The 16011-nt window shown below is 68.7% G+C and carries 23 protein-coding genes; 15 read left to right on the forward strand and 8 right to left on the reverse strand.

All coding sequences use genetic code 11. The annotated features are described in order from the left end of the window. The first annotated feature begins 41 nt into the window (after window positions 1–41). Genes ACOZ32_RS10950 through ACOZ32_RS10960 form a run of 3 tightly spaced genes read left to right on the forward strand, consistent with a single transcriptional unit; the run spans window position 42 to window position 1644 of the window. Complete coding sequence (locus tag ACOZ32_RS10950; protein WP_338416940.1) at window positions 42–497, forward strand: DUF7528 family protein; 456 nt, start codon at window positions 42–44, stop codon at window positions 495–497. A gap of 30 nt (window positions 498–527) precedes the next feature. Then, the gene (locus ACOZ32_RS10955; RefSeq protein WP_205250795.1) at window positions 528–1439 is read left to right on the forward strand and encodes a DUF1028 domain-containing protein; all 912 of its coding nucleotides are present in this window, start codon (window positions 528–530) and stop codon (window positions 1437–1439) included. Window positions 1440–1497: 58 nt separating this feature from the next. Next, window positions 1498–1644 carry a hypothetical protein gene (locus ACOZ32_RS10960; protein ID WP_205250796.1) on the forward strand — a complete coding sequence of 49 codons (147 nt, stop codon included), beginning with the start codon at window positions 1498–1500 and terminating at the stop codon, window positions 1642–1644. Between the two features lie 210 nt (window positions 1645–1854). Here the strand turns inward: ACOZ32_RS10960 and ACOZ32_RS10965 are convergent, their stop codons facing one another. Beyond that, the gene (locus tag ACOZ32_RS10965; RefSeq protein WP_205250797.1) at window positions 1855–2151 is read right to left on the reverse strand and encodes an amphi-Trp domain-containing protein; all 297 of its coding nucleotides are present in this window, start codon (window positions 2149–2151) and stop codon (window positions 1855–1857) included. Between the two features lie 141 nt (window positions 2152–2292). Here ACOZ32_RS10965 and ACOZ32_RS10970 point away from each other — a divergent pair, with 141 nt between their 5' ends. Next, the gene (locus ACOZ32_RS10970) at window positions 2293–2571 is read left to right on the forward strand and encodes a PadR family transcriptional regulator (protein WP_010903037.1); all 279 of its coding nucleotides are present in this window, start codon (window positions 2293–2295) and stop codon (window positions 2569–2571) included. A gap of 3 nt (window positions 2572–2574) precedes the next feature. Beyond that, on the forward strand, window positions 2575–2820 hold the full coding sequence (locus ACOZ32_RS10975; protein WP_205250798.1) for a hypothetical protein: 246 nt from the start codon (window positions 2575–2577) through the stop codon (window positions 2818–2820). Here the strand turns inward: ACOZ32_RS10975 and ACOZ32_RS10980 are convergent. After that, window positions 2817–3965 carry an AI-2E family transporter gene (locus ACOZ32_RS10980; RefSeq protein WP_205250799.1) on the reverse strand — a complete coding sequence of 383 codons (1149 nt, stop codon included), beginning with the start codon at window positions 3963–3965 and terminating at the stop codon, window positions 2817–2819. The two genes, ACOZ32_RS10975 and ACOZ32_RS10980, sit on opposite strands and share 4 nt — an antisense overlap. 91 nt (window positions 3966–4056) lie before the next feature. Between ACOZ32_RS10980 and cofD the strand changes: the two genes are divergently transcribed. The 6 genes from cofD to ACOZ32_RS11010 all read left to right on the forward strand — a co-directional run bounded on the left by cofD (window position 4057) and on the right by ACOZ32_RS11010 (window position 8537). After that, on the forward strand, window positions 4057–5067 hold the full coding sequence (gene cofD / locus ACOZ32_RS10985) for a 2-phospho-L-lactate transferase (protein WP_205250800.1): 1011 nt from the start codon (window positions 4057–4059) through the stop codon (window positions 5065–5067). A gap of 1 nt (window position 5068) precedes the next feature. Beyond that, entirely contained in the window at window positions 5069–5800 is a 732-nt protein-coding gene (locus ACOZ32_RS10990) for a tRNA-dihydrouridine synthase (RefSeq protein WP_205250801.1), read from the forward strand. A gap of 130 nt (window positions 5801–5930) precedes the next feature. After that, on the forward strand, window positions 5931–6923 hold the full coding sequence (locus ACOZ32_RS10995) for a deoxyhypusine synthase (protein WP_205250802.1): 993 nt from the start codon (window positions 5931–5933) through the stop codon (window positions 6921–6923). An 85-nt stretch (window positions 6924–7008) separates the two neighbouring features. Further along, window positions 7009–7188, forward strand: coding sequence for a 30S ribosomal protein S17e (locus ACOZ32_RS11000; protein WP_010903043.1), 180 nt, complete (start codon window positions 7009–7011; stop codon window positions 7186–7188). Window positions 7189–7234: 46 nt separating this feature from the next. Further along, window positions 7235–8266 carry an aspartate-semialdehyde dehydrogenase gene (gene asd / locus ACOZ32_RS11005; protein ID WP_205250803.1) on the forward strand — a complete coding sequence of 344 codons (1032 nt, stop codon included), beginning with the start codon at window positions 7235–7237 and terminating at the stop codon, window positions 8264–8266. Between the two features lie 43 nt (window positions 8267–8309). Next, window positions 8310–8537, forward strand: coding sequence for a hypothetical protein (locus ACOZ32_RS11010; protein ID WP_285271486.1), 228 nt, complete (start codon window positions 8310–8312; stop codon window positions 8535–8537). On the opposite strand, the gene ACOZ32_RS11015 is transcribed toward ACOZ32_RS11010, so the two are convergent. After that, window positions 8534–9481: a D-2-hydroxyacid dehydrogenase gene (locus ACOZ32_RS11015; RefSeq protein ID WP_205250805.1), complete on the reverse strand. Its 948-nt coding sequence runs from the start codon at window positions 9479–9481 to the stop codon at window positions 8534–8536. The two genes, ACOZ32_RS11010 and ACOZ32_RS11015, sit on opposite strands and share 4 nt — an antisense overlap. Window positions 9482–9581: 100 nt before the next feature. Between ACOZ32_RS11015 and ACOZ32_RS11020 the strand changes: the two genes are divergently transcribed. Further along, on the forward strand, window positions 9582–9833 hold the full coding sequence (locus tag ACOZ32_RS11020; protein ID WP_010903046.1) for a hypothetical protein: 252 nt from the start codon (window positions 9582–9584) through the stop codon (window positions 9831–9833). 72 nt (window positions 9834–9905) lie between these two features. Beyond that, window positions 9906–10106, forward strand: a complete 201-nt coding sequence (locus ACOZ32_RS11025) for a hypothetical protein (protein ID WP_136361478.1) — start codon at window positions 9906–9908, stop codon at window positions 10104–10106. A gap of 65 nt (window positions 10107–10171) precedes the next feature. Here ACOZ32_RS11025 and ACOZ32_RS11030 read toward each other — a convergent pair whose 3' ends face one another. Further along, window positions 10172–10522 carry a hypothetical protein gene (locus ACOZ32_RS11030; protein ID WP_285271487.1) on the reverse strand — a complete coding sequence of 117 codons (351 nt, stop codon included), beginning with the start codon at window positions 10520–10522 and terminating at the stop codon, window positions 10172–10174. 175 nt (window positions 10523–10697) lie between these two features. On the opposite strand from ACOZ32_RS11030, the gene ACOZ32_RS11035 reads away from it, so the two are divergent. Beyond that, window positions 10698–11690 carry an IS5-like element ISH11 family transposase gene (locus ACOZ32_RS11035; protein WP_010903158.1) on the forward strand — a complete coding sequence of 331 codons (993 nt, stop codon included), beginning with the start codon at window positions 10698–10700 and terminating at the stop codon, window positions 11688–11690. Here the strand turns inward: ACOZ32_RS11035 and ACOZ32_RS11040 are convergent. Further along, window positions 11680–12939 carry a methyl-accepting chemotaxis protein gene (locus ACOZ32_RS11040; protein WP_424335215.1) on the reverse strand — a complete coding sequence of 420 codons (1260 nt, stop codon included), beginning with the start codon at window positions 12937–12939 and terminating at the stop codon, window positions 11680–11682. The two genes, ACOZ32_RS11035 and ACOZ32_RS11040, sit on opposite strands and share 11 nt — an antisense overlap. A gap of 87 nt (window positions 12940–13026) precedes the next feature. On the opposite strand from ACOZ32_RS11040, the gene hisD reads away from it, so the two are divergent. Beyond that, window positions 13027–14304: a histidinol dehydrogenase gene (hisD, locus tag ACOZ32_RS11045; protein ID WP_235263144.1), complete on the forward strand. Its 1278-nt coding sequence runs from the start codon at window positions 13027–13029 to the stop codon at window positions 14302–14304. A 138-nt stretch (window positions 14305–14442) separates the two neighbouring features. Here hisD and ACOZ32_RS11050 read toward each other — a convergent pair whose 3' ends face one another. The 3 genes from ACOZ32_RS11050 to ACOZ32_RS11060 all read right to left on the reverse strand — a co-directional run bounded on the left by ACOZ32_RS11050 (window position 14443) and on the right by ACOZ32_RS11060 (window position 15926). Then, window positions 14443–14649, reverse strand: a complete 207-nt coding sequence (locus ACOZ32_RS11050) for a dodecin (protein WP_012289329.1) — start codon at window positions 14647–14649, stop codon at window positions 14443–14445. Between the two features lie 50 nt (window positions 14650–14699). Next, window positions 14700–15614: a metal-dependent hydrolase gene (locus ACOZ32_RS11055; RefSeq protein WP_424335216.1), complete on the reverse strand. Its 915-nt coding sequence runs from the start codon at window positions 15612–15614 to the stop codon at window positions 14700–14702. A gap of 72 nt (window positions 15615–15686) precedes the next feature. Next, on the reverse strand, window positions 15687–15926 hold the full coding sequence (locus ACOZ32_RS11060; RefSeq protein ID WP_010903052.1) for a DUF5816 domain-containing protein: 240 nt from the start codon (window positions 15924–15926) through the stop codon (window positions 15687–15689). Window positions 15927–16011: the final 85 nt, after the last annotated feature.

Here is a 16011-nt window from a genome sequence, read left to right on the forward strand (position 1 = left end):
CACGCAGACTCCGGCCGCCGAGGATACCCGAAGCCGCAGCGATGCGGCTGGTCGAGAAATTCGCCGGCTCGCCTGACCGTTGGGCCGAACGCCGCGGCGACCGCGTGGTCGTCTCCGTGGACGGCGACGAGCTGGTGCTCCCGACGGACGACGCCGAACAGCTACGGGACTCGCTTTCCGACGCGCTGACTGCCCGCGAGTCGTTCATGAACACGGCGGGCGTGCGGCGGCCCGACGGCAGTTACGTCGTCGAGCGCCGGGGCGCGGACTCCGCCGGGAACCGCAAGGTCTTCGAGAGCCTCGACGCGCTCCGGGGGCGCTGCCGGCGGCTTCCCGAGACGTTCACCGCCGAGGACCTCTCGGCCACGGGGCTGACGGCCGGCTGCCGACACATGGTGCTGTGGCACCTCGTCGAACACCCGGCGTTCCCGGTGGCGCTGGCGAGCCGCCAGCCGCTGACCGCCGAGAAGACGGCAACGGAGGTGGCCGAGCCGTAGTCTTTTGCCCGGCGCGGGCAACCGTGCCCCATGACGTTCTCTATCGTCGCGCGGGACCCCGAGACCGACGCAGTCGGCGTCGCCGTCCAGTCGAAGTTCGTGGCCGTCGGTTCCGTCGTCCCGTTCGCGAGCGCGGACGCCGGTGCCATCGCCACCCAGAGCCTCGCGAACGTCGCGTACGGCTCCGATGGCCTTGACCTGCTGCGGGCGGGACACTCGGCCGACGAGGTCGTCACGGAACTGACGAGCGCTGACGACGAGGCCCCACAGCGGCAGGTGGGGGTCGTCGGCCAGGACGGCTCCGTGGCGGCGTTCACGGGCGCGGAGTGCGTCGACCACGCCAGCGACCGGCAGGGCGACCACTACACCGCCCAGGGGAACATCCTGGCGAACCGGGCGACGGTCGACGCGATGGCCGACACGTTCGAGGACACCGACGGCGGGCTGCCCGAGCGGCTGCTGGCGGCGCTCCACGCCGGCAACGACGCGGGCGGCGACCAGCGTGGCGAGCAGGGCGCGGCCCTGTACGTCGCCAAGCCCGGGGGTGGCTACGACGGCGGAAACGACCGCTGGATCGACGTGCGCGTCGACGACCACGACCACCCGATCGACGAGCTCGAACGGGTGTTCCACATCTACGACATCACGCTGCTGGAGCGCGAAGCCCCCACTGAGTACCGCGAACTCGCGGGTGACACCGCCGAGTCGGTGCTGGCGGCGCTGTCCGAGCTGGGGTTCTACGACGGCGCTCCTGGCCGCGCGTTCGGGGACGCCGAGCGCGACGCGCTGGCGGCGTTCCAGGCGGTGAACAACTTCGAGAACCACGATCTGGATGCCTTAGAGGACGCACTCGCACGCGGCTGGGCGGACGCCGTCGGCGAGGGCGAGGACCGCCTGGTGAACGCCATCTGGCAGGGGATCTCGCGGCTGGACCGCACGTAGCGGGTGGCCGGGCCCTCGGAGGGGGCGTTTCTTACTGCTGGAGTTGCTACCGGGTGGCATGCGCGATGAGGAGGAGATCCGCGAGCAGTACCAGTTCTTGGTCGAGGAGTTGGAGTCAGAGGAGATGAGCCACGAAGGCATCCGGGAGATGTTCACGTACTACCGCCGGGCGCTCGGATGGGCGCTCGAAGAGGAACACATGTAACCGCCGTATCACCACCGCCAGGAACAGATTTATGATGGTCGGTCACTTCGGATTAGGTGACGCTTCGCTTGGAGGGCCGAAGCGTCAGCGGGGACCAATTCAGGGCGGCTGCGGGGCCGGGGTTTCCGGCTCCGCATCCTTTTCCGTTGTGACGACTCGCGCAGCAGCGCCCGTATCCCGGCTCCGGATGTCACGCCGGCCGGCGCGGGTTCAGGAGATGTCGAGTCCGGTGTCGGTCGTCTCGCCGTCGGCACTGTGGTCGGCGTCGTCCCATTCCAGCTCGAACTCGATGCTGAGCTCGTCGGGGCCGCTGCCCCCCGTCGTCTCGCGTTCGGCTTTGACCTCGAAGTCGACGGACGCCGGCGGATCGACGGTTTCGGTGTCCCCGCCGGCCGACAGCGTGATCGTGTCGTTGTTCTGTAGGCTGTCCGCGACGGTGCGCAGGTAGGCGGCGACGTCGGCACGCGACTGCGTGGACTCGGATTCGAACAGGACGGTTTCCGTCATGTGGCCTCCAACGCGCCCAGCACGTATAACATCGCGGGCGAACCACCGGCCACTCGGCGCGCCACGAGTGAGATCACCCCCCGAGCTGAGGCCACCAGTCTTATACTCCGAGCCACGAAACTAGTACCGGATCCAAGACATATGCACGACTTGACAGGGTTTCAGCGAGACCTCTTGTACGTTGTTGCGGGGTTAGATGAGCCCCACGGACTGGCGATCAAGGACGAACTCGAACAGTACTACACATCAGAGATCCATCACGGGCGACTGTACCCGAACCTCGACACCCTCGTCGAGAAGGGGCTCATCGACAAGGGCGAACTCGACCAGCGCACGAACTACTACACGCTCACGCATCGTGGCACCCGGGAGCTGGAGGCGCGCCGCGAGTGGGAAACCCAGTACGTCGGTCAGTCCTGACGGATGGTGGCTGCGCGGCTCGCGACCGCGGCGGTCGGTGTCGCCGGAAGCCTCGCGGTCTCTGTCGTCGCCTGGCAGGTGTTCGACCTGCCGGTGTTCGTCCTCGCGGTGCCGTTCGTGCCGTTCCTGTTTCGGCGGCGACGCGGCGAGCGGTCGTCGTCCCGCACCCGACGGTGTCCCGAGTGTGGATTCACCACCCGGACCCCGTCGGTCACGCATTGCCCACACGATGGAGCCGAACTCGATTAGGCCGCAGTGTCGTCCGGGTCGGCGGCGCTCTCGGGGTCGGCGTCAGACGCCGGTGTGTCGTCGGCGCCGGCGGGCACCGGCGCGATGCCCTCGCCCGCAACCAGCTCCGGGAGCACCAGCCGGGCGAAATGCACCACGAACACGAGCACCATCGGACCGAGGAAGATGCCGTACCAGCCCCAGATGAGCGGTCCGAACACGTACGCCAGCATCACCAGGCCCAGGTGGAGGTCTCGGCCCGAGACGTAGGGGCGCACGACGAGATCCGGGATGAAGTCGATGACCACCGCTGCAACCACGCCGAAGACGGCGACGAACCCGTAGCCACCCCCGCTTCGGGCCGCAGCGACTGCCAGCCACCCCAGAAGCGGGATCCACACCAGCTTGATCCCGACGACTGGGATCAGGCTCGCAGCGCCCGTCAACAGCCCCATGAGCGTCGGGTACGGGATCGACAGGCTGCTGGGGAAGACGATCTGCAGGACGTTGAACGTGATCGACGCGATCACGCCGGTGATGAACGCGAACAGGATGTTCCCGAAGAAGATGTTCGAGAAGTCGGCGTCGATGGCGGCGGTGTACGCGCGCACGACGCCGTCGCTGTCGGCGAACCGGCTGTGGAACCACTCCGCCAGCCGCGTGTCGTCGCGCAGCAGGTAGAACGCGATCGTGATCACGGCGAACAGGTGGACGAACGCGGTCCCGAGGAAGCCGGCGTACTGGCCGGCGCTGCGCAGCGTGGTGTTGATCGCCGCGCGGACCGACGGCTGGCCGAGCAGCGACTGTGGGTCTTGGACGGCCCTCGAAACGTCGACGTACGGTTGCACGAGCGCTTCAACGGTCGTGAGGTCGATCTGGGGTGCGTTGAGCACTCTCGTGAGCTCTTGAATCCCGACCGCGGTGGTGTAGGACAGCAACACGACCACCGGGAGTGCAAGCACCAGCAGGGACGCGACGGCGGCGACCGATGACGACCGCAGATGGCGGTCCACTCGGCGGTACACCGGGCGTGTGGCGTAGTACAGGAAGAACCCCAGGACGAACGTTCCCACGAACGTGTACACGACGTACACGAGGGCGGCCGTCAGCGTGGCGCCGATGGCCCACCACGCCGCGCGGCCGCGATCGATGCGCGTGTCTCCCATACGTTTGGCACCGCCGGTGCGTGCATAAATCCCTGCTGTCTCCGGACCGTCGGACGGAAGCGTTTACTCGCCGGCTCCCCGAGGCGTTCGCATGACGACGTTCCTGGCCGGGGGGACGGGCACGCCGAAGCTCCTCGCCGGCGCCCGCAGGGTGTTCGACCCCGCCGAAACGACGGTTGTCGGGAACACCGGCGACGACGTGGCGCTCGGCGGACTGCTCGTGTGTCCGGACCTCGACACCGTGCTCTTCGAGGGTGGTGGCGTTCTCGACCGAGAGACGTGGTGGGGGATCGCGGACGACGGGTCGACGACCCACGACTACCTCACGGACCTCGCCGCCGCAGCCGACATCGACCCCGATACGCCCCGGTATCTGCCCGACGACGCGCAGACCGCCGGCCGCGACATCGCGCGCTGGCGGCGGTTCTCGGCCGCCAGCGAGTTCATGTTCATCGGCGACCGCGACCGCGCCGTGCACACGCTGCGCGCGGGCCTGCTCGACGAGGGGCACACGCTCACCGAGGTCACCCGCCGGCTCGCCGACGCCTTCGATCTCAGCGTCGACCTCGTGCCCATGAGCAACGACCCCGTGGCGACGATCGTTCAGACGCCCGACGGCGAGCAACACTTCCAGACGTTCTGGGTGGCCGAGCACGGCGACCCCACGGTCGAGGACGTGGAGTTCCGGGGTGGCGAGCGCGCGACCGCGGCACAACCAGCGATCGAAGCGATCCGGGATGGACCCGTGGTCGTCGGCCCCTCGAACCCCGTCACGAGCATCGGCCCGATGCTCGCTTTGGACGGCATCGCGGACGCACTTCGGGACGCACAGGTGGTCGCCGTCTCCCCGTTCGTCGAGGACGAGGTGTTCTCGGGCCCCGCCGCGAAGCTCATGGCCGCCGTCGGCCACGACCCGTCGACTGCGGGGGTCGCCGACGCCTACGACTTCGCGGACGCGTTCGTCCTCGACACCGCCGACAGCACCGACCTGGATCGGCCCGTGGTTCGAACGGACACCAGCCTCGACACCGAGGCCGACGCCGAGCGCGTCGCCCGCGCCTGCCGGGACGCGCTCGTGGCCGCCAGCGGGGAGGTGGCCTGACGTGTTCGCGCCGCGGCTCGCGCTCGCCAGCCTCAGCGGCGAGGCGGACGCCGAGTGGGCGATGTCGGCGGGCGAACACGCCGGCGGCGTGTTCCTCGGCGGGATCGCCGTCGACGAACCGACCCGGGAGGCCGCCCGGGCGATGGTCGACCGGGATCGCGAGGAGTTCCTGCCCGCCGATCCCGTGGCGTGGGTCGACGACCAGCTCAGTGAGCTCGACGACGCGTTCCTGCGGCCGGCCGTGAACGTCCGGGCGGTGCGCCTCGGCCCGCTGCGCGATGTCGCCGCCGTCTGCGCCGCCCACGACGCCATCCTGGAGGTGAACGCGCACTGCCGGCAGGACGAGCTGTGCGACGCCGGGGCCGGCGAGACCTTGCTCCGGGACACCGACCGGCTCTGCGAGCAGGTGCGGGCGGCCAGCGACGAGGGCGCCGCCGTCTCCGTGAAAGTGCGGGCCGGCGTGCAGGGCGTCCACCTGCCCGTGCTCGCGCAGGCCATCGAGCGGGCCGGCGCGGCTGCGATCCACGTCGACGCGATGGACTCCCGGCGGGTGGTTCGGGACGTCGCCGACGCCACAGACCTGTTCGTCGTCGCGAACAACGGCGTTCGAACACGGGACGACGTCTTCGAGTACCTCTCGTACGGCGCGGACGCGGTCAGCGTTGGCCGGCCGAGCCGCGACCCCGAGCGCGTGCGCGCCGTCTACGCCGCCGTCAAGGAGTGGCTGCTGTGACGCCCATCCGAAGGGTGGGCTGTCACGGCGCGCGTGGGTCGGTTCTGCAGTGGGCCAGCGGAGCCACGCACAGCGTGGCCGGCCACGCGATGTCGGGACGTTCAAATCCGCGCGCCCACAATCCACTCGTATGACAGGCGACGACGCCGACGAGACGCACGAGAACGTCGTGCCGGGCTCGGACGAGGACCTCGACACGCCCGACGTTCGGGGCTACGACTTCAGCGGTGAGTTCGACTTCTTCGAGCTGCTCGACTCGTACGCGACGACCGGCTTCCAGGCCTCCCACCTGGCTGACGCCGTCGACATCACCCGGGAGATGCGCGAGGACGACGCCACGATCTATCTGACGCTCACGTCGAACATCGTCTCGTCGGGGCTGCGGGAGGTCGTTGCCCACCTCGTGCGGGAGAACTACGTGGACGTCATCATCACCACGTCGGGCTCGCTGACCGAGGACGTCATCAAGACGGCGAAACCGTTCAAGATGGGCGAATGGGACGTCGACGAGGCCGCGCTCCGCGAGGAGGGGATCAACCGCCTGGGCAACATTTTCGTGCCGTCGGACCGCTACGTGTGGCTCGAAGAGTATCTCTACGACTTCTTCGAGGAGTTCTTCGCCGACCAGAAGGTCCGCACCCCAACCGCGTTCGCCCGGGAGCTCGGGGCGACGTTGGACGACGAGGATTCGATCCTGAAGAACGCCGCCGACAACGACATCCCCGTGTTCTGCCCGGCGCTCACGGACGCCGAGATCGGGAACTTCCTCTACTACTACCGCCAGGGCTACGACAGCGAGGTCGGAATCGAGATCCTCGACGACTACGACGCCCTCATCGAGGAGGGGCTGTTGGCCGACACGACGGGGCTCATCTGTGTGGGCGCGGGCGTGCCGAAACACCACGCGATCATGACGAACCTGTTCCGCGGCGGTGCCGACTACGCGGTGTACATCTCCACGGGCATGGAGGGCGACGGGTCGCTGTCCGGCGCACCGCCCGAGGAGGCGGTCTCCTGGGGGAAGATCAAAGACGAGGACGCGGAGCCGAACTACGCGCTGATCGAAGCCGAGGCGACGCTCGTGTTCCCCCTGCTGGTTGCGGGTGCGTTCGAGAACCCGTAACGACGGCGTCCGACGGCAACGGGGGCTGTTGGAGCGCTGCACGCGAAGCGAATCCTTTTAACGAGCGGCGGGGCAAACGGGCTGTATGGCTATCAAGCCCGACTACGTCAAGAAGACGGGGAACATCCTCATGGAGCGATACCAGGATGCGTTCTCCCGGGAGGACTTCGAGCACAACAAGGACGCCGTCACGGAGCTGACCAACATCGAGTCGAAGAACGTCCGCAACCGGATCGCGGGCTACATCACGCACAAGCGCAACTAGTACTGCGACCCAAAGTGGTATCACGCACTCCCACTGAAACGGGGGTATGACCACAGTTGGCGTACTCGGTGCGACCGGCGCGGTTGGACAGCGCTTCGTACAGTTGCTCGCCGGGCACGAGACCTTCGAGTTGTCCGTCGTGACTGCCAGCCCCGACAGCGCCGGTGAAACGTACCGTGACGCCGCGAACTGGGGGCTCGACACGCCGGTTCCGGAGTCCATCGCGGAGTTGCCCGTGCAGCCGACCACGCCGGCTGCGATCCCAGACGACACGGCCCTCCTGTTCTCGGCGCTGCCCAGCGACGTGGGGGCGGAGGTTGAGCCGGCTCTCTGCGAGGCTGGGTTCGTCGTCTCCTCGAACGCGAGCAACGAGCGCCGCGCCGCCGACGTGCCCCTCGTGGTGCCGGAGGTGAACGCCGACCATCTGGGGTTGATCGACGTGCAACGCGACGCGCGCGGGTGGGACGGCGCGCTCGTGAAGAACCCGAACTGTTCGACCATCACGATGGTCCCCACGCTGGCGGCCCTCACCGAGTTCGGCCTGGATCGCGTGCACGTCGCGACCCTGCAGGCCGTCTCCGGGGCGGGCTACTCGGGGGTCACGTCGATGGAGATCCTGGACAACGTCGTGCCCCACATCGGCGGCGAGGAGCGGAAGATGGAGACCGAGTCCCGGAAGCTCCTCGGGGAGTTCACGGGGGCCGAAGTCCAACACCACGACGCCGTCGTGTCCGCCTCCTGCAACCGCGTCCCCACCTTGGACGGGCACTTGGAGAACGTCTTCGTCGAAACCAGCGACCACCCCGCGCCCGCGGACGTGGCGGCCGCCTTCGAGGACGCGCCGACACTCGACCTCCCGAGCGCGCCCGACCCGCTCATCGAGACCTTCACCGACCCCGAGCGCCCGCAGCCCCGTCTCGACCGGATGCGCGGCGACGGCATGGCGATCGCCGCCGGCGGCATCCAGACCACCGACACCGGCATCCAGTACAACTGCCTCGCGCACAACACCATCCGGGGCGCGGCCGGCGCGAGCATCCTGAACGGCGAACTGCTCGCCCGCGAGGGCTGGGTCTGAGCGTCGGGCACACACGTTTGCGTTCGCCCGAGAACGCTGCGATATGACTCGCATCGAGTGGGCGTACACCCCTGCGACCAGTCGCGCACTCCGCGTCCTCTCGCTCGTCGGCGCGGGCGCTCTCGGGTCGCTGTTCGTCTGCTTCGGCGGCGCGCTCGTCTTCCTCGCGGCGACCTCCCGCGGGCACGCCGCTGGGATCGGAGTGTACGTCGCGCTCTTCGTATCTCTGTTCGGCTGCCTGTTCGCCTGGCTCGGCTCCGTCGAGGGCTAGTCCACGCGGTTTTCGAGCGAGTCGCCGGCGTCCAGACGGGAGAGGTTCTCGGCGACGATGTCGGCGAGTCGCGGCCAGTAGTCGGGCGTGTGGCCGGCGTTGTGTGGCGTCAACAGGACGTTCTCGAAGTTCCACAGCGGGTGGTCTTCGGGCAGCGGCTCGGGGTCGGTCACGTCGAGAGCGGCGCCGCGGATCGACTGCCGGCGGATCGCCGTAACCAGCGCGTCGGTGTCGACGACGCCACCGCGTGCGACGTTCACCAGCACGCTTTCGGGAGGGAGCGTGTCGAACGCCGCGGCGTCGATGAGCCCGCGCGTGGTGTCGGTCAGTGGCGTGGCGAGCACGAGGTAGTCGGTGCGTGCGAGCGCGTCGTGGACCGCCGCGTCGTCGAACCCGATGACCTCGTCTGTCGGGCCGCCCTTCGATGGGGTGTACCGGACGCCGATGGTGTCGACGTCGAAGCCCTGGAGGCGGTCGACGACTGCGTGTCCGATCGCGCCCAGGCCGACGATGGTGACCGTCGAGCCGCCGAGTTCGTGGGCCTGGTAGTGGCGGTACTCGCGGCGCTGCTGTCGCCGCCACCCCTCGTGGAGGTTCCGCGCGAACGTCAACACGGAGCCGAGGACTTGCTCGGCGATGCTGGGCGCGTGGATGCCCGCGGCATTCGTCACCGCCACGCCGCGCTCGCGCAGCCGGTCCATGGGCAGGTGGTCGTAGCCGGCGTACGCACACGCGAACACGTCCAGGTTCCGGGCGGCGTCGAGGAGGTCCCGGTCGATCGCCGCACCGGTCACGACGCTGGCGTCAGCCACCAGGTCGCGCTCCGCGGCGGGCGTGCGGGCCACCGCCACGTCGCGGGTGGGCAGGCGGTCCCGGAGCGCGTCGGCGTACTCATCAACGGCCAGTCCATGCGTGCCCGTTCGCAGGACAACGACATCGGTCATGGCTGAGTGATCGGCACCCCGCGGTGTAAGCGTTCCGCGACAACCACCGTCCTCGCCGCTTTGCGAAGGGTTTTTCACTCACCTCCAATAGCATGACGTGATGAGTCAGCCACAGGGCCTCTCCTGTGCCGCCAAGCTCGCACGCGTGGTCCTCGACAACCGCGGCCCGCTGTCCCCCGTGGAAGTCGCCGACGAGGGCCGCCTCAGCGAGCCGCAGGCTCGTGACGCCCTCGCGGAGCTCGCCGACCAGGGCGTTGCGGAATGCGTTTGCGGCCTCTGTGAGTCCAGAGAGGAGATTTACGCGCTCACCGACACCGACCGCGGGGGTGGCTCCGGGCACGGCGAGTCGTAACCCTGATTGTTCGTGGCCTGATACCATGCGTGCACGCCGCTGTCCCCGGCCGAGTACGGCCATGCGGCCGCGATGACCGCCCGGAGAACCCCGGCGTGCGACATCACCGACGGCCGGCTGACGCCGGCACACGACGTCGGGGCCGTGTTCCGGTCCCGCGCCGCGGTGGCTTGCGCCGCCCCGGCAGTTGGTGGGGTCGACGACCCCGCCCGCCCGCCACGAGGGTTTCCCGGCCGACAGGGCGTGCCGCCCACGGATGAGGCCGGTCGTTAGTGTTGCGGGCGACACCGTTCCTTCGAACACCGTTTGACCGCCCAGCCTGCGCTGTAGGCGCGGCGTCAGCGCTCAGCGTCGCTGCCGGTGGACTCCTCGGAGAGCTCGGCGGCCACCTGTTCGGAGACCGCGTCCGGGACCCGCGACTCGACCTCGTCGCCGACGCGCGCTTCGGCTTCGGCCTGGACCTGCTCTTCGGCCGCCTCAGAGACCGCGTCCTGGATGGCGCGCTCGTAGATCGACATCTTCTCCCAGACGCGCAGGATATACCCGACCACCAGACCGGCTTCGAACGCCGCAACCCGCGGGTCGAAGCGGTAGACGAGTACCGCGAACCCACCGATGAACAGCACGCCGTACAGCAACTCGATGTGGAACATCGTCTGCCAGCCGTGCAGCCGATTTCGAGCGGACATACGGCCGGGGGTACGGTGGGCGGCGCAAAAAATCCACCAACCAGGCGGTCACTCGTCGTCGCTCGTGAGCACGCGTTCGGCGTCACGCACCGACTGCTCGATGTCCGACAGCATGTCCGTCGAGGGTGTCATAGAACGAGTAGCACACCAAAGAGCAGGGTGAATGCTGAGGTGGATGAGTCCAGCGACCCTGCAGGATGATCCTTCGGTAGACTCGTTCTTCAATGTCGTGGAGACCGAGACGCTAGCGCTGTTCGAGCACCTCTCCTTCGAGTTTCTCGAAGAGTTCGACGTGTTCGCCCCGGCGGAGACGGGGCGAACACGGGACCACGAACCACCAGAGCTGATGCGTGGGTTTCTCCACTGCTACTACAAGGACATCTACGGCATTCGTCCCGTTGAACGAGAACTTCGGAACACGGTTGTCTGGCTGAGCTGTGGCTTCGATCGACCGCCGTCGAGAGACGCGGTCGATCGCTTCCTTACGGACCTCGAACACGTCGTCAACAAGGTTTTCGACCACCTCGTTGAGCAGGCCGCCCTACGGGGCCTGCTCGATTTGACCTACTGCATTGATTCAACTGACGTGAGGGCGATGCCTGCCGATCAAGATGCGTCGAAGTGCTACGATCCAACTGACGACGAGTACTACCACGGCTACGGCTGTACAATCGTCTCGACCGGGCAAAAGATCCCGATCGCGGCGGAGTTCACAGAGAGTAAACAAGCGCCAGAGGAGACGGCGATGCGCGTCACGCGTGACGCGCTCGCCGTCGCCAAGCCGATCTGGATGGTCGGTGACAGCGCCTACGACACGCTTGACTGGCACGACCACCTGCTGGCCGCAGGGGTCGTGCCAGTCGCCCCATACAACGCGCGAAACACCGACGACCCGAAAGACATCGAGTACAGGGTCGAAGACCGCATCGAACAACACAGCGAGGACGTTCAGCTGAAGCAATCCACGTTGGATGAGACGTACAACCGCCGTACTGGAGTCGAACGAACCAATGAATCAGTGAAGGACTGCGGCCTCGGGCGAACGCATGCCCGAGGCCGCGTTCACGCACGAGCGCAGGTGTTCCTCGCTCTGTGCCTTCGTCTCGTCGTCGCAATCACCAACTACGAACGCGGAGACAATCCGGGAAGCCCGATCATCACGGTGTGACAAGACTTCTATGACACCCTCTGTCCGTCTGCTGTTCGTTCGCGGCCGCGACGTCGGCCGTTTCGTCGGCCACGGCGTCGGCGCGCTCGACCACCGTGTCGATCGCCGCGGAGATCTCCGCGGCGGTTTCGGCCTGCTCGTCGGTGGCGGCCGCGATCTCCGCGATGCCCTCCGCGGTCTCCCCGATCGCGCTGGCGATCGCGTCCTGGTTCTCGACGAGCTCCTCGGCGGCGGTGCGCGCCGAGGACACCTGATCGTTGGCCGCGGCGACGCTTTTCGCGGTTTCCTCGCTGTCGGCTTCGATGTCCGCGACCAGCGCTTCGATGTCGCCGACCTGTTGTTGGGACTGCTCGGCGAGGTCCTTGACCTCCTCGGCGACGACCGAGAACCCGCTGCCGTCCTCGCCGGCGCGGGCGGCCTCGATGTTGGCGTTCAACGCCAGCATGTTCGTCTGGTCGGCGATGTCGTTGATCACGTCCACCAGCTGGTCGATCTCGTCGAGGTGCTCGCGCAGCGACGCGGTGTTCACGCTGACCGTGTCCCCGGCGTCGGCGAACGCCTCCACGGCCGCCAGCACGCGCTCGGCGGCCTCCCGGGATGCCTCGGCCCGTTCGCGTGCTTCCGTGCTCCGCTGGCGCACTTCGTCGGCGCTGGCGGCGACCTCTTGGATGGTGGCCGACAGATCCGACACGTCGGCGGCGATGTCGTTGACGTCGCTTGCCTGTTCGGCGGCGAGATCGCTGATCTCCTGGCTGGCATCGGCGACTCCTTCGCCGGCGTCCCGCAGCTCCGTCACGGCCGCCTCCACGTCGTCAGTGAGCGTGCGCTGTGCGCGTGTCACGCGCTCGCGCTGTTCGACCACGTCGGTCACGATGGTGAGAACTTCCACGGCCCCGATCACCGCACCGTCGTTGTGCAGTGGGGTCGCCGAGGCCTTGGCGTGCTGGGCGCCTGCAGGCAGTTCCGAGGTTCGAACCGACGTCTCTCGGATCGCCTCGCCGCGCTCCAGGACGGCTTCGGCCAGCGTCTGGGTCTCCCCCTCGGTACCGAACAGCTCGATCGAGGGGGTGCCGACCGCGTCGGCGGCCTCGACGCCCGTCATCTCCACGATGGCGTCGTTCCAGAGCACGACCGTCCCGTCGCGGTCAACGACGAACAGCGGCTCCGGGAACGCCGTGAAAAACTGACTGAGTGCGCCGCGCCACACCTCCTCCCCCATGTCGTCGGCGTCCAGTGCGGCAATCGACATGGATGGGGTAGGAATGACACATAAATAAGCGTCTCGGTGGTTGTGTGCGATGAAAACGCACTAACGGTGCGGGATCGAAGCCGGCGTATGGAGTACGAAGCCGTCGCCGACCTCGCGCCGGATCGCCGGGTGGCGTTGTTCGAACGGGACGCCGGCGTCGACGCCGTGCGCTCGGACGTGGCGGAAATCCTCGACCGCGTGGAGAGCGAGGGCGACGTTGCGCTGCGGGCGCTCGCCAGCGAGTTCGACGACGTCGAGGTCGGGAACCTGGACGTCACCGACGAGATGGAGCGCGCCGCTGACGCGGTGCCCGACGACGTGTACGACGCCATCGAGGACGCCGCGGCGAACATCCGGGCGTTCCACGAGGCCCAGTTGCCCGACGACTGGCGGGAGTCGTTCGCTGCGGGGCGGGAGCTGGGGCGGCGCTTCCGGCCCGTGCGGCGGGTGGGCGTGTACGCACCCGGCGGCACGGCAGCGTACCCGTCGTCGGTGTTGATGGGGGTGATCCCGGCGGTAGTGGCGGGCGTCGAACAGGTGGCCGTGGCGACGCCGCCCGCCGAGACGATCAACCCCGTCACCCTGGCGGCGGCGCACGCCGCCGGTGCGGACCGCGTCTACCAGGTCGGGGGCGCGCAGGCCATCGGCGCGTTCGCGTACGGCACCGAGACGGTTGACACCGTCCAGACGGTCGTCGGCCCCGGCAACAAGTGGGTGACGGCGGCCAAAGCCGAGGTGCGGGGCGACGTGGAGATCGACTTCCTGGCGGGCCCCTCCGAGTTGCTCGTGGTCGCGGACGAAACCGCGGAGCCGGCGTTCGTCGCCGCCGACCTGCTCGCGCAGGCCGAACACGATCCGAACGCGAGCGTGGTTGCCGTCACCGACGACGAGGCGACCGCCGCCGCGATCACCGACGCGGTCGCGGCCCGCCTCGACGACCGCGAACGCGCCGACACCATTCGGGCCGCCCTCGACAACGAGGCCAGCGGCGTGTTCGTCGCGCGGTCGATGAGCGAGGCCGTGGTGTTCGCCGAGGAGTACGCCGCCGAACACCTCTCGATCCAGGCCAGCGACGACGAGGCGCTGCTGGACCGCATCGACAGCGCCGGCTCGGTGTTCCTCGGCGGGTACGCGCCCGTCGCCGCCGGCGATTACGCCGCCGGCACCAATCACGTGTTGCCCACCAACGGGACCGCGCGGGTCACCGGCGGCCTGAGCGTCGACACGTTCCTGCGCTCGACGACGGTCCAGCGCCTCGACCGCGAGGGGCTGGCGGCGCTCCGGGAGACGGTGACCACGCTGGCCGACGCCGAGGGACTTGAGGGGCACGCGGCCAGCGTCGACGCTCGGTTCGAGGACGAGTAAACCGAACCGAACGCCTCCTCGTTCGCGTCCGGACTGGCACGTCGACACGGACGCGGCGGACGATCTCCCTGTGCGCGCCTCGACGGCTCCACGGCCGGCTTCTTCGTGCGAATCCACCCGAGAAGGCGGCGTGATCGACTACTGGGAGCCGTCGAGTTCGAACGCCACCTGCACTTCCGTCTGATACGTGCGCTCCTCGACGGCGCCGATTTCGACGCCCTGGTCGACGACTTCCGCCCACACCACGTTGTCGAGGGTGTCCTCCGCGCGGTCGATGGCGTCGTCGGCGGCGGCGGTGAAACTCTCCTCGCTGGTGCCGGTGAGCAGGACCTTCTTGAAGACCATATGACAGCATTCCGCTGGAGCCGGCATAAAACTATGCGCCGGCGGGCGTGCTACGCGACGCCAGCCAGGTACAGCGCCGCGTACGCGGCGACCGCGACCGTGACGGCTGCGAGCCCGGTGAGCGCGGCGGCGGGCACCGTGGGGCGTCGCCGATGTGGGATGGGAACGACGCCGATGGTGCCGACCGCGAGCACGCTGAACACGAACTGATAGGAGGTGTCGAGGGTTGGCGCGGGCACGGCGAGCACCGCCAGGCCGTATCCAGCGCCCGCGACCGCGCGGGCGGTGACAAACTCCCGGAGGCTGCGGTCGGCGATCGCGAGCGCGCCCAGCACACCCAGCCAGATGGCCGCGAGCTCGACCCCGAACGCGCCCACCACCTGCAGGGTGGGGTCGGCAGCGAGCGTCACGCGCTCGGCGAACACGGTGGCGTCCAGGGGGGACAGCAGCGCCGGCGGGTCGCCGGTGAACAGATCACCGAACGGGTGGCTCACCAGACCGACGGCGGCGACCGCGAACAGGCGCCGCCCGCGGACGCCGATCCCCGATGCGACGGCGGCGAGGAGCCACCCGGTGACCGCGAACACCGCAGCAACGACGGCCGCGACCGGGCCGCTGGTGGCGAACACGGCGGCGACCAGCGCGCCCAAGCAGCCCGCGGCGAGCGCCCGGTGGGTGGGCGCGAGCGCGAACGCGGCCGCTGCCGGGAGCGCAATGACAACCGAGTGGGTCACGCCCCGGTGGGCGGTCGTCGACGCGCCCCAAAAGGAGTTGGCCGCGGCGAGGGGCTGGGTCGGATCGACGCCGACGACCCCGACCAGCGCGGCCACCATGTCGACGTCCGGGAGCGCGGCGAACAGCCCGGCGGCGACGGCCAACGCCAGCACACGGCGACGGGGCACGCCCGTTCGGCCGACGAGCAGCGCCACCACGCCGAACGCCAGCGTCGCGTGTCCAACGAACATGCCCGCGATACGCCGCCGCGGCGCATAAGCTGTGCCCCCGGAGCCGCCCAGCCGGCCGGGCGTGCGCCGCGGTCACTCGTGGGCGGCGTCCCACTCCTCGGGCTTGCGGAAGTTCCCACAGCCGTTGCACTCGATGCGGCCCATCGAATCCATCGCGTTGTCGATGGACTCGCAGTTCGAACAGTACCACCCCCAGCGGCGCTCGCGGTCCGGCGTGCGGTACACCACGAAAAACGGGCCGTCCTGGCCGGTCTCACCCTCGTCCGTGGCGACGTACAGCGGCTGGCTGTCCTCGCCCTCGACGGTCAGCATACCACCGCCTACCGCGGTCCCGCATTTATCGCTTTCCACCGGGTGTCAGTTCCGAAACCCCCTTTGCCGGCACCCACCTCCGTTC

Source organism: Halobacterium sp. MBLA0001, assembly GCF_049705385.1.
Classification (GTDB): Archaea; Halobacteriota; Halobacteria; order Halobacteriales; family Halobacteriaceae; genus Halobacterium; species Halobacterium salinarum.

Bases quoted from the DNA above. Each gene is read 5' to 3' on its own strand.
- ACOZ32_RS10950 (WP_338416940.1), top strand. From the start codon at position 42: ATGCGGCTGGTCGAGAAATTCGCCGGCTCGCCTGACCGTTGGGCCGAA.
- ACOZ32_RS10955 (WP_205250795.1), top strand. From the start codon at position 528: ATGACGTTCTCTATCGTCGCGCGGGACCCCGAGACCGACGCAGTCGGC.
- ACOZ32_RS10960 (WP_205250796.1), top strand. From the start codon at position 1,498: ATGCGCGATGAGGAGGAGATCCGCGAGCAGTACCAGTTCTTGGTCGAG.
- ACOZ32_RS10965 (WP_205250797.1), bottom strand. From the start codon at position 2,151: ATGACGGAAACCGTCCTGTTCGAATCCGAGTCCACGCAGTCGCGTGCC.
- ACOZ32_RS10970 (WP_010903037.1), top strand. From the start codon at position 2,293: ATGCACGACTTGACAGGGTTTCAGCGAGACCTCTTGTACGTTGTTGCG.
- ACOZ32_RS10975 (WP_205250798.1), top strand. From the start codon at position 2,575: ATGGTGGCTGCGCGGCTCGCGACCGCGGCGGTCGGTGTCGCCGGAAGC.
- ACOZ32_RS10980 (WP_205250799.1), bottom strand. From the start codon at position 3,965: ATGGGAGACACGCGCATCGATCGCGGCCGCGCGGCGTGGTGGGCCATC.
- cofD (WP_205250800.1), top strand. From the start codon at position 4,057: ATGACGACGTTCCTGGCCGGGGGGACGGGCACGCCGAAGCTCCTCGCC.
- ACOZ32_RS10995 (WP_205250802.1), top strand. From the start codon at position 5,931: ATGACAGGCGACGACGCCGACGAGACGCACGAGAACGTCGTGCCGGGC.
- ACOZ32_RS11000 (WP_010903043.1), top strand. From the start codon at position 7,009: ATGGCTATCAAGCCCGACTACGTCAAGAAGACGGGGAACATCCTCATG.
- asd (WP_205250803.1), top strand. From the start codon at position 7,235: ATGACCACAGTTGGCGTACTCGGTGCGACCGGCGCGGTTGGACAGCGC.
- ACOZ32_RS11010 (WP_285271486.1), top strand. From the start codon at position 8,310: ATGACTCGCATCGAGTGGGCGTACACCCCTGCGACCAGTCGCGCACTC.
- ACOZ32_RS11015 (WP_205250805.1), bottom strand. From the start codon at position 9,481: ATGACCGATGTCGTTGTCCTGCGAACGGGCACGCATGGACTGGCCGTT.
- ACOZ32_RS11020 (WP_010903046.1), top strand. From the start codon at position 9,582: ATGAGTCAGCCACAGGGCCTCTCCTGTGCCGCCAAGCTCGCACGCGTG.
- ACOZ32_RS11025 (WP_136361478.1), top strand. From the start codon at position 9,906: ATGACCGCCCGGAGAACCCCGGCGTGCGACATCACCGACGGCCGGCTG.
- ACOZ32_RS11030 (WP_285271487.1), bottom strand. From the start codon at position 10,522: ATGTCCGCTCGAAATCGGCTGCACGGCTGGCAGACGATGTTCCACATC.
- ACOZ32_RS11035 (WP_010903158.1), top strand. From the start codon at position 10,698: ATGAGTCCAGCGACCCTGCAGGATGATCCTTCGGTAGACTCGTTCTTC.
- ACOZ32_RS11040 (WP_424335215.1), bottom strand. From the start codon at position 12,939: ATGTCGATTGCCGCACTGGACGCCGACGACATGGGGGAGGAGGTGTGG.
- hisD (WP_235263144.1), top strand. From the start codon at position 13,027: ATGGAGTACGAAGCCGTCGCCGACCTCGCGCCGGATCGCCGGGTGGCG.
- ACOZ32_RS11050 (WP_012289329.1), bottom strand. From the start codon at position 14,649: ATGGTCTTCAAGAAGGTCCTGCTCACCGGCACCAGCGAGGAGAGTTTC.
- ACOZ32_RS11055 (WP_424335216.1), bottom strand. From the start codon at position 15,614: ATGTTCGTTGGACACGCGACGCTGGCGTTCGGCGTGGTGGCGCTGCTC.
- ACOZ32_RS11060 (WP_010903052.1), bottom strand. From the start codon at position 15,926: ATGCTGACCGTCGAGGGCGAGGACAGCCAGCCGCTGTACGTCGCCACG.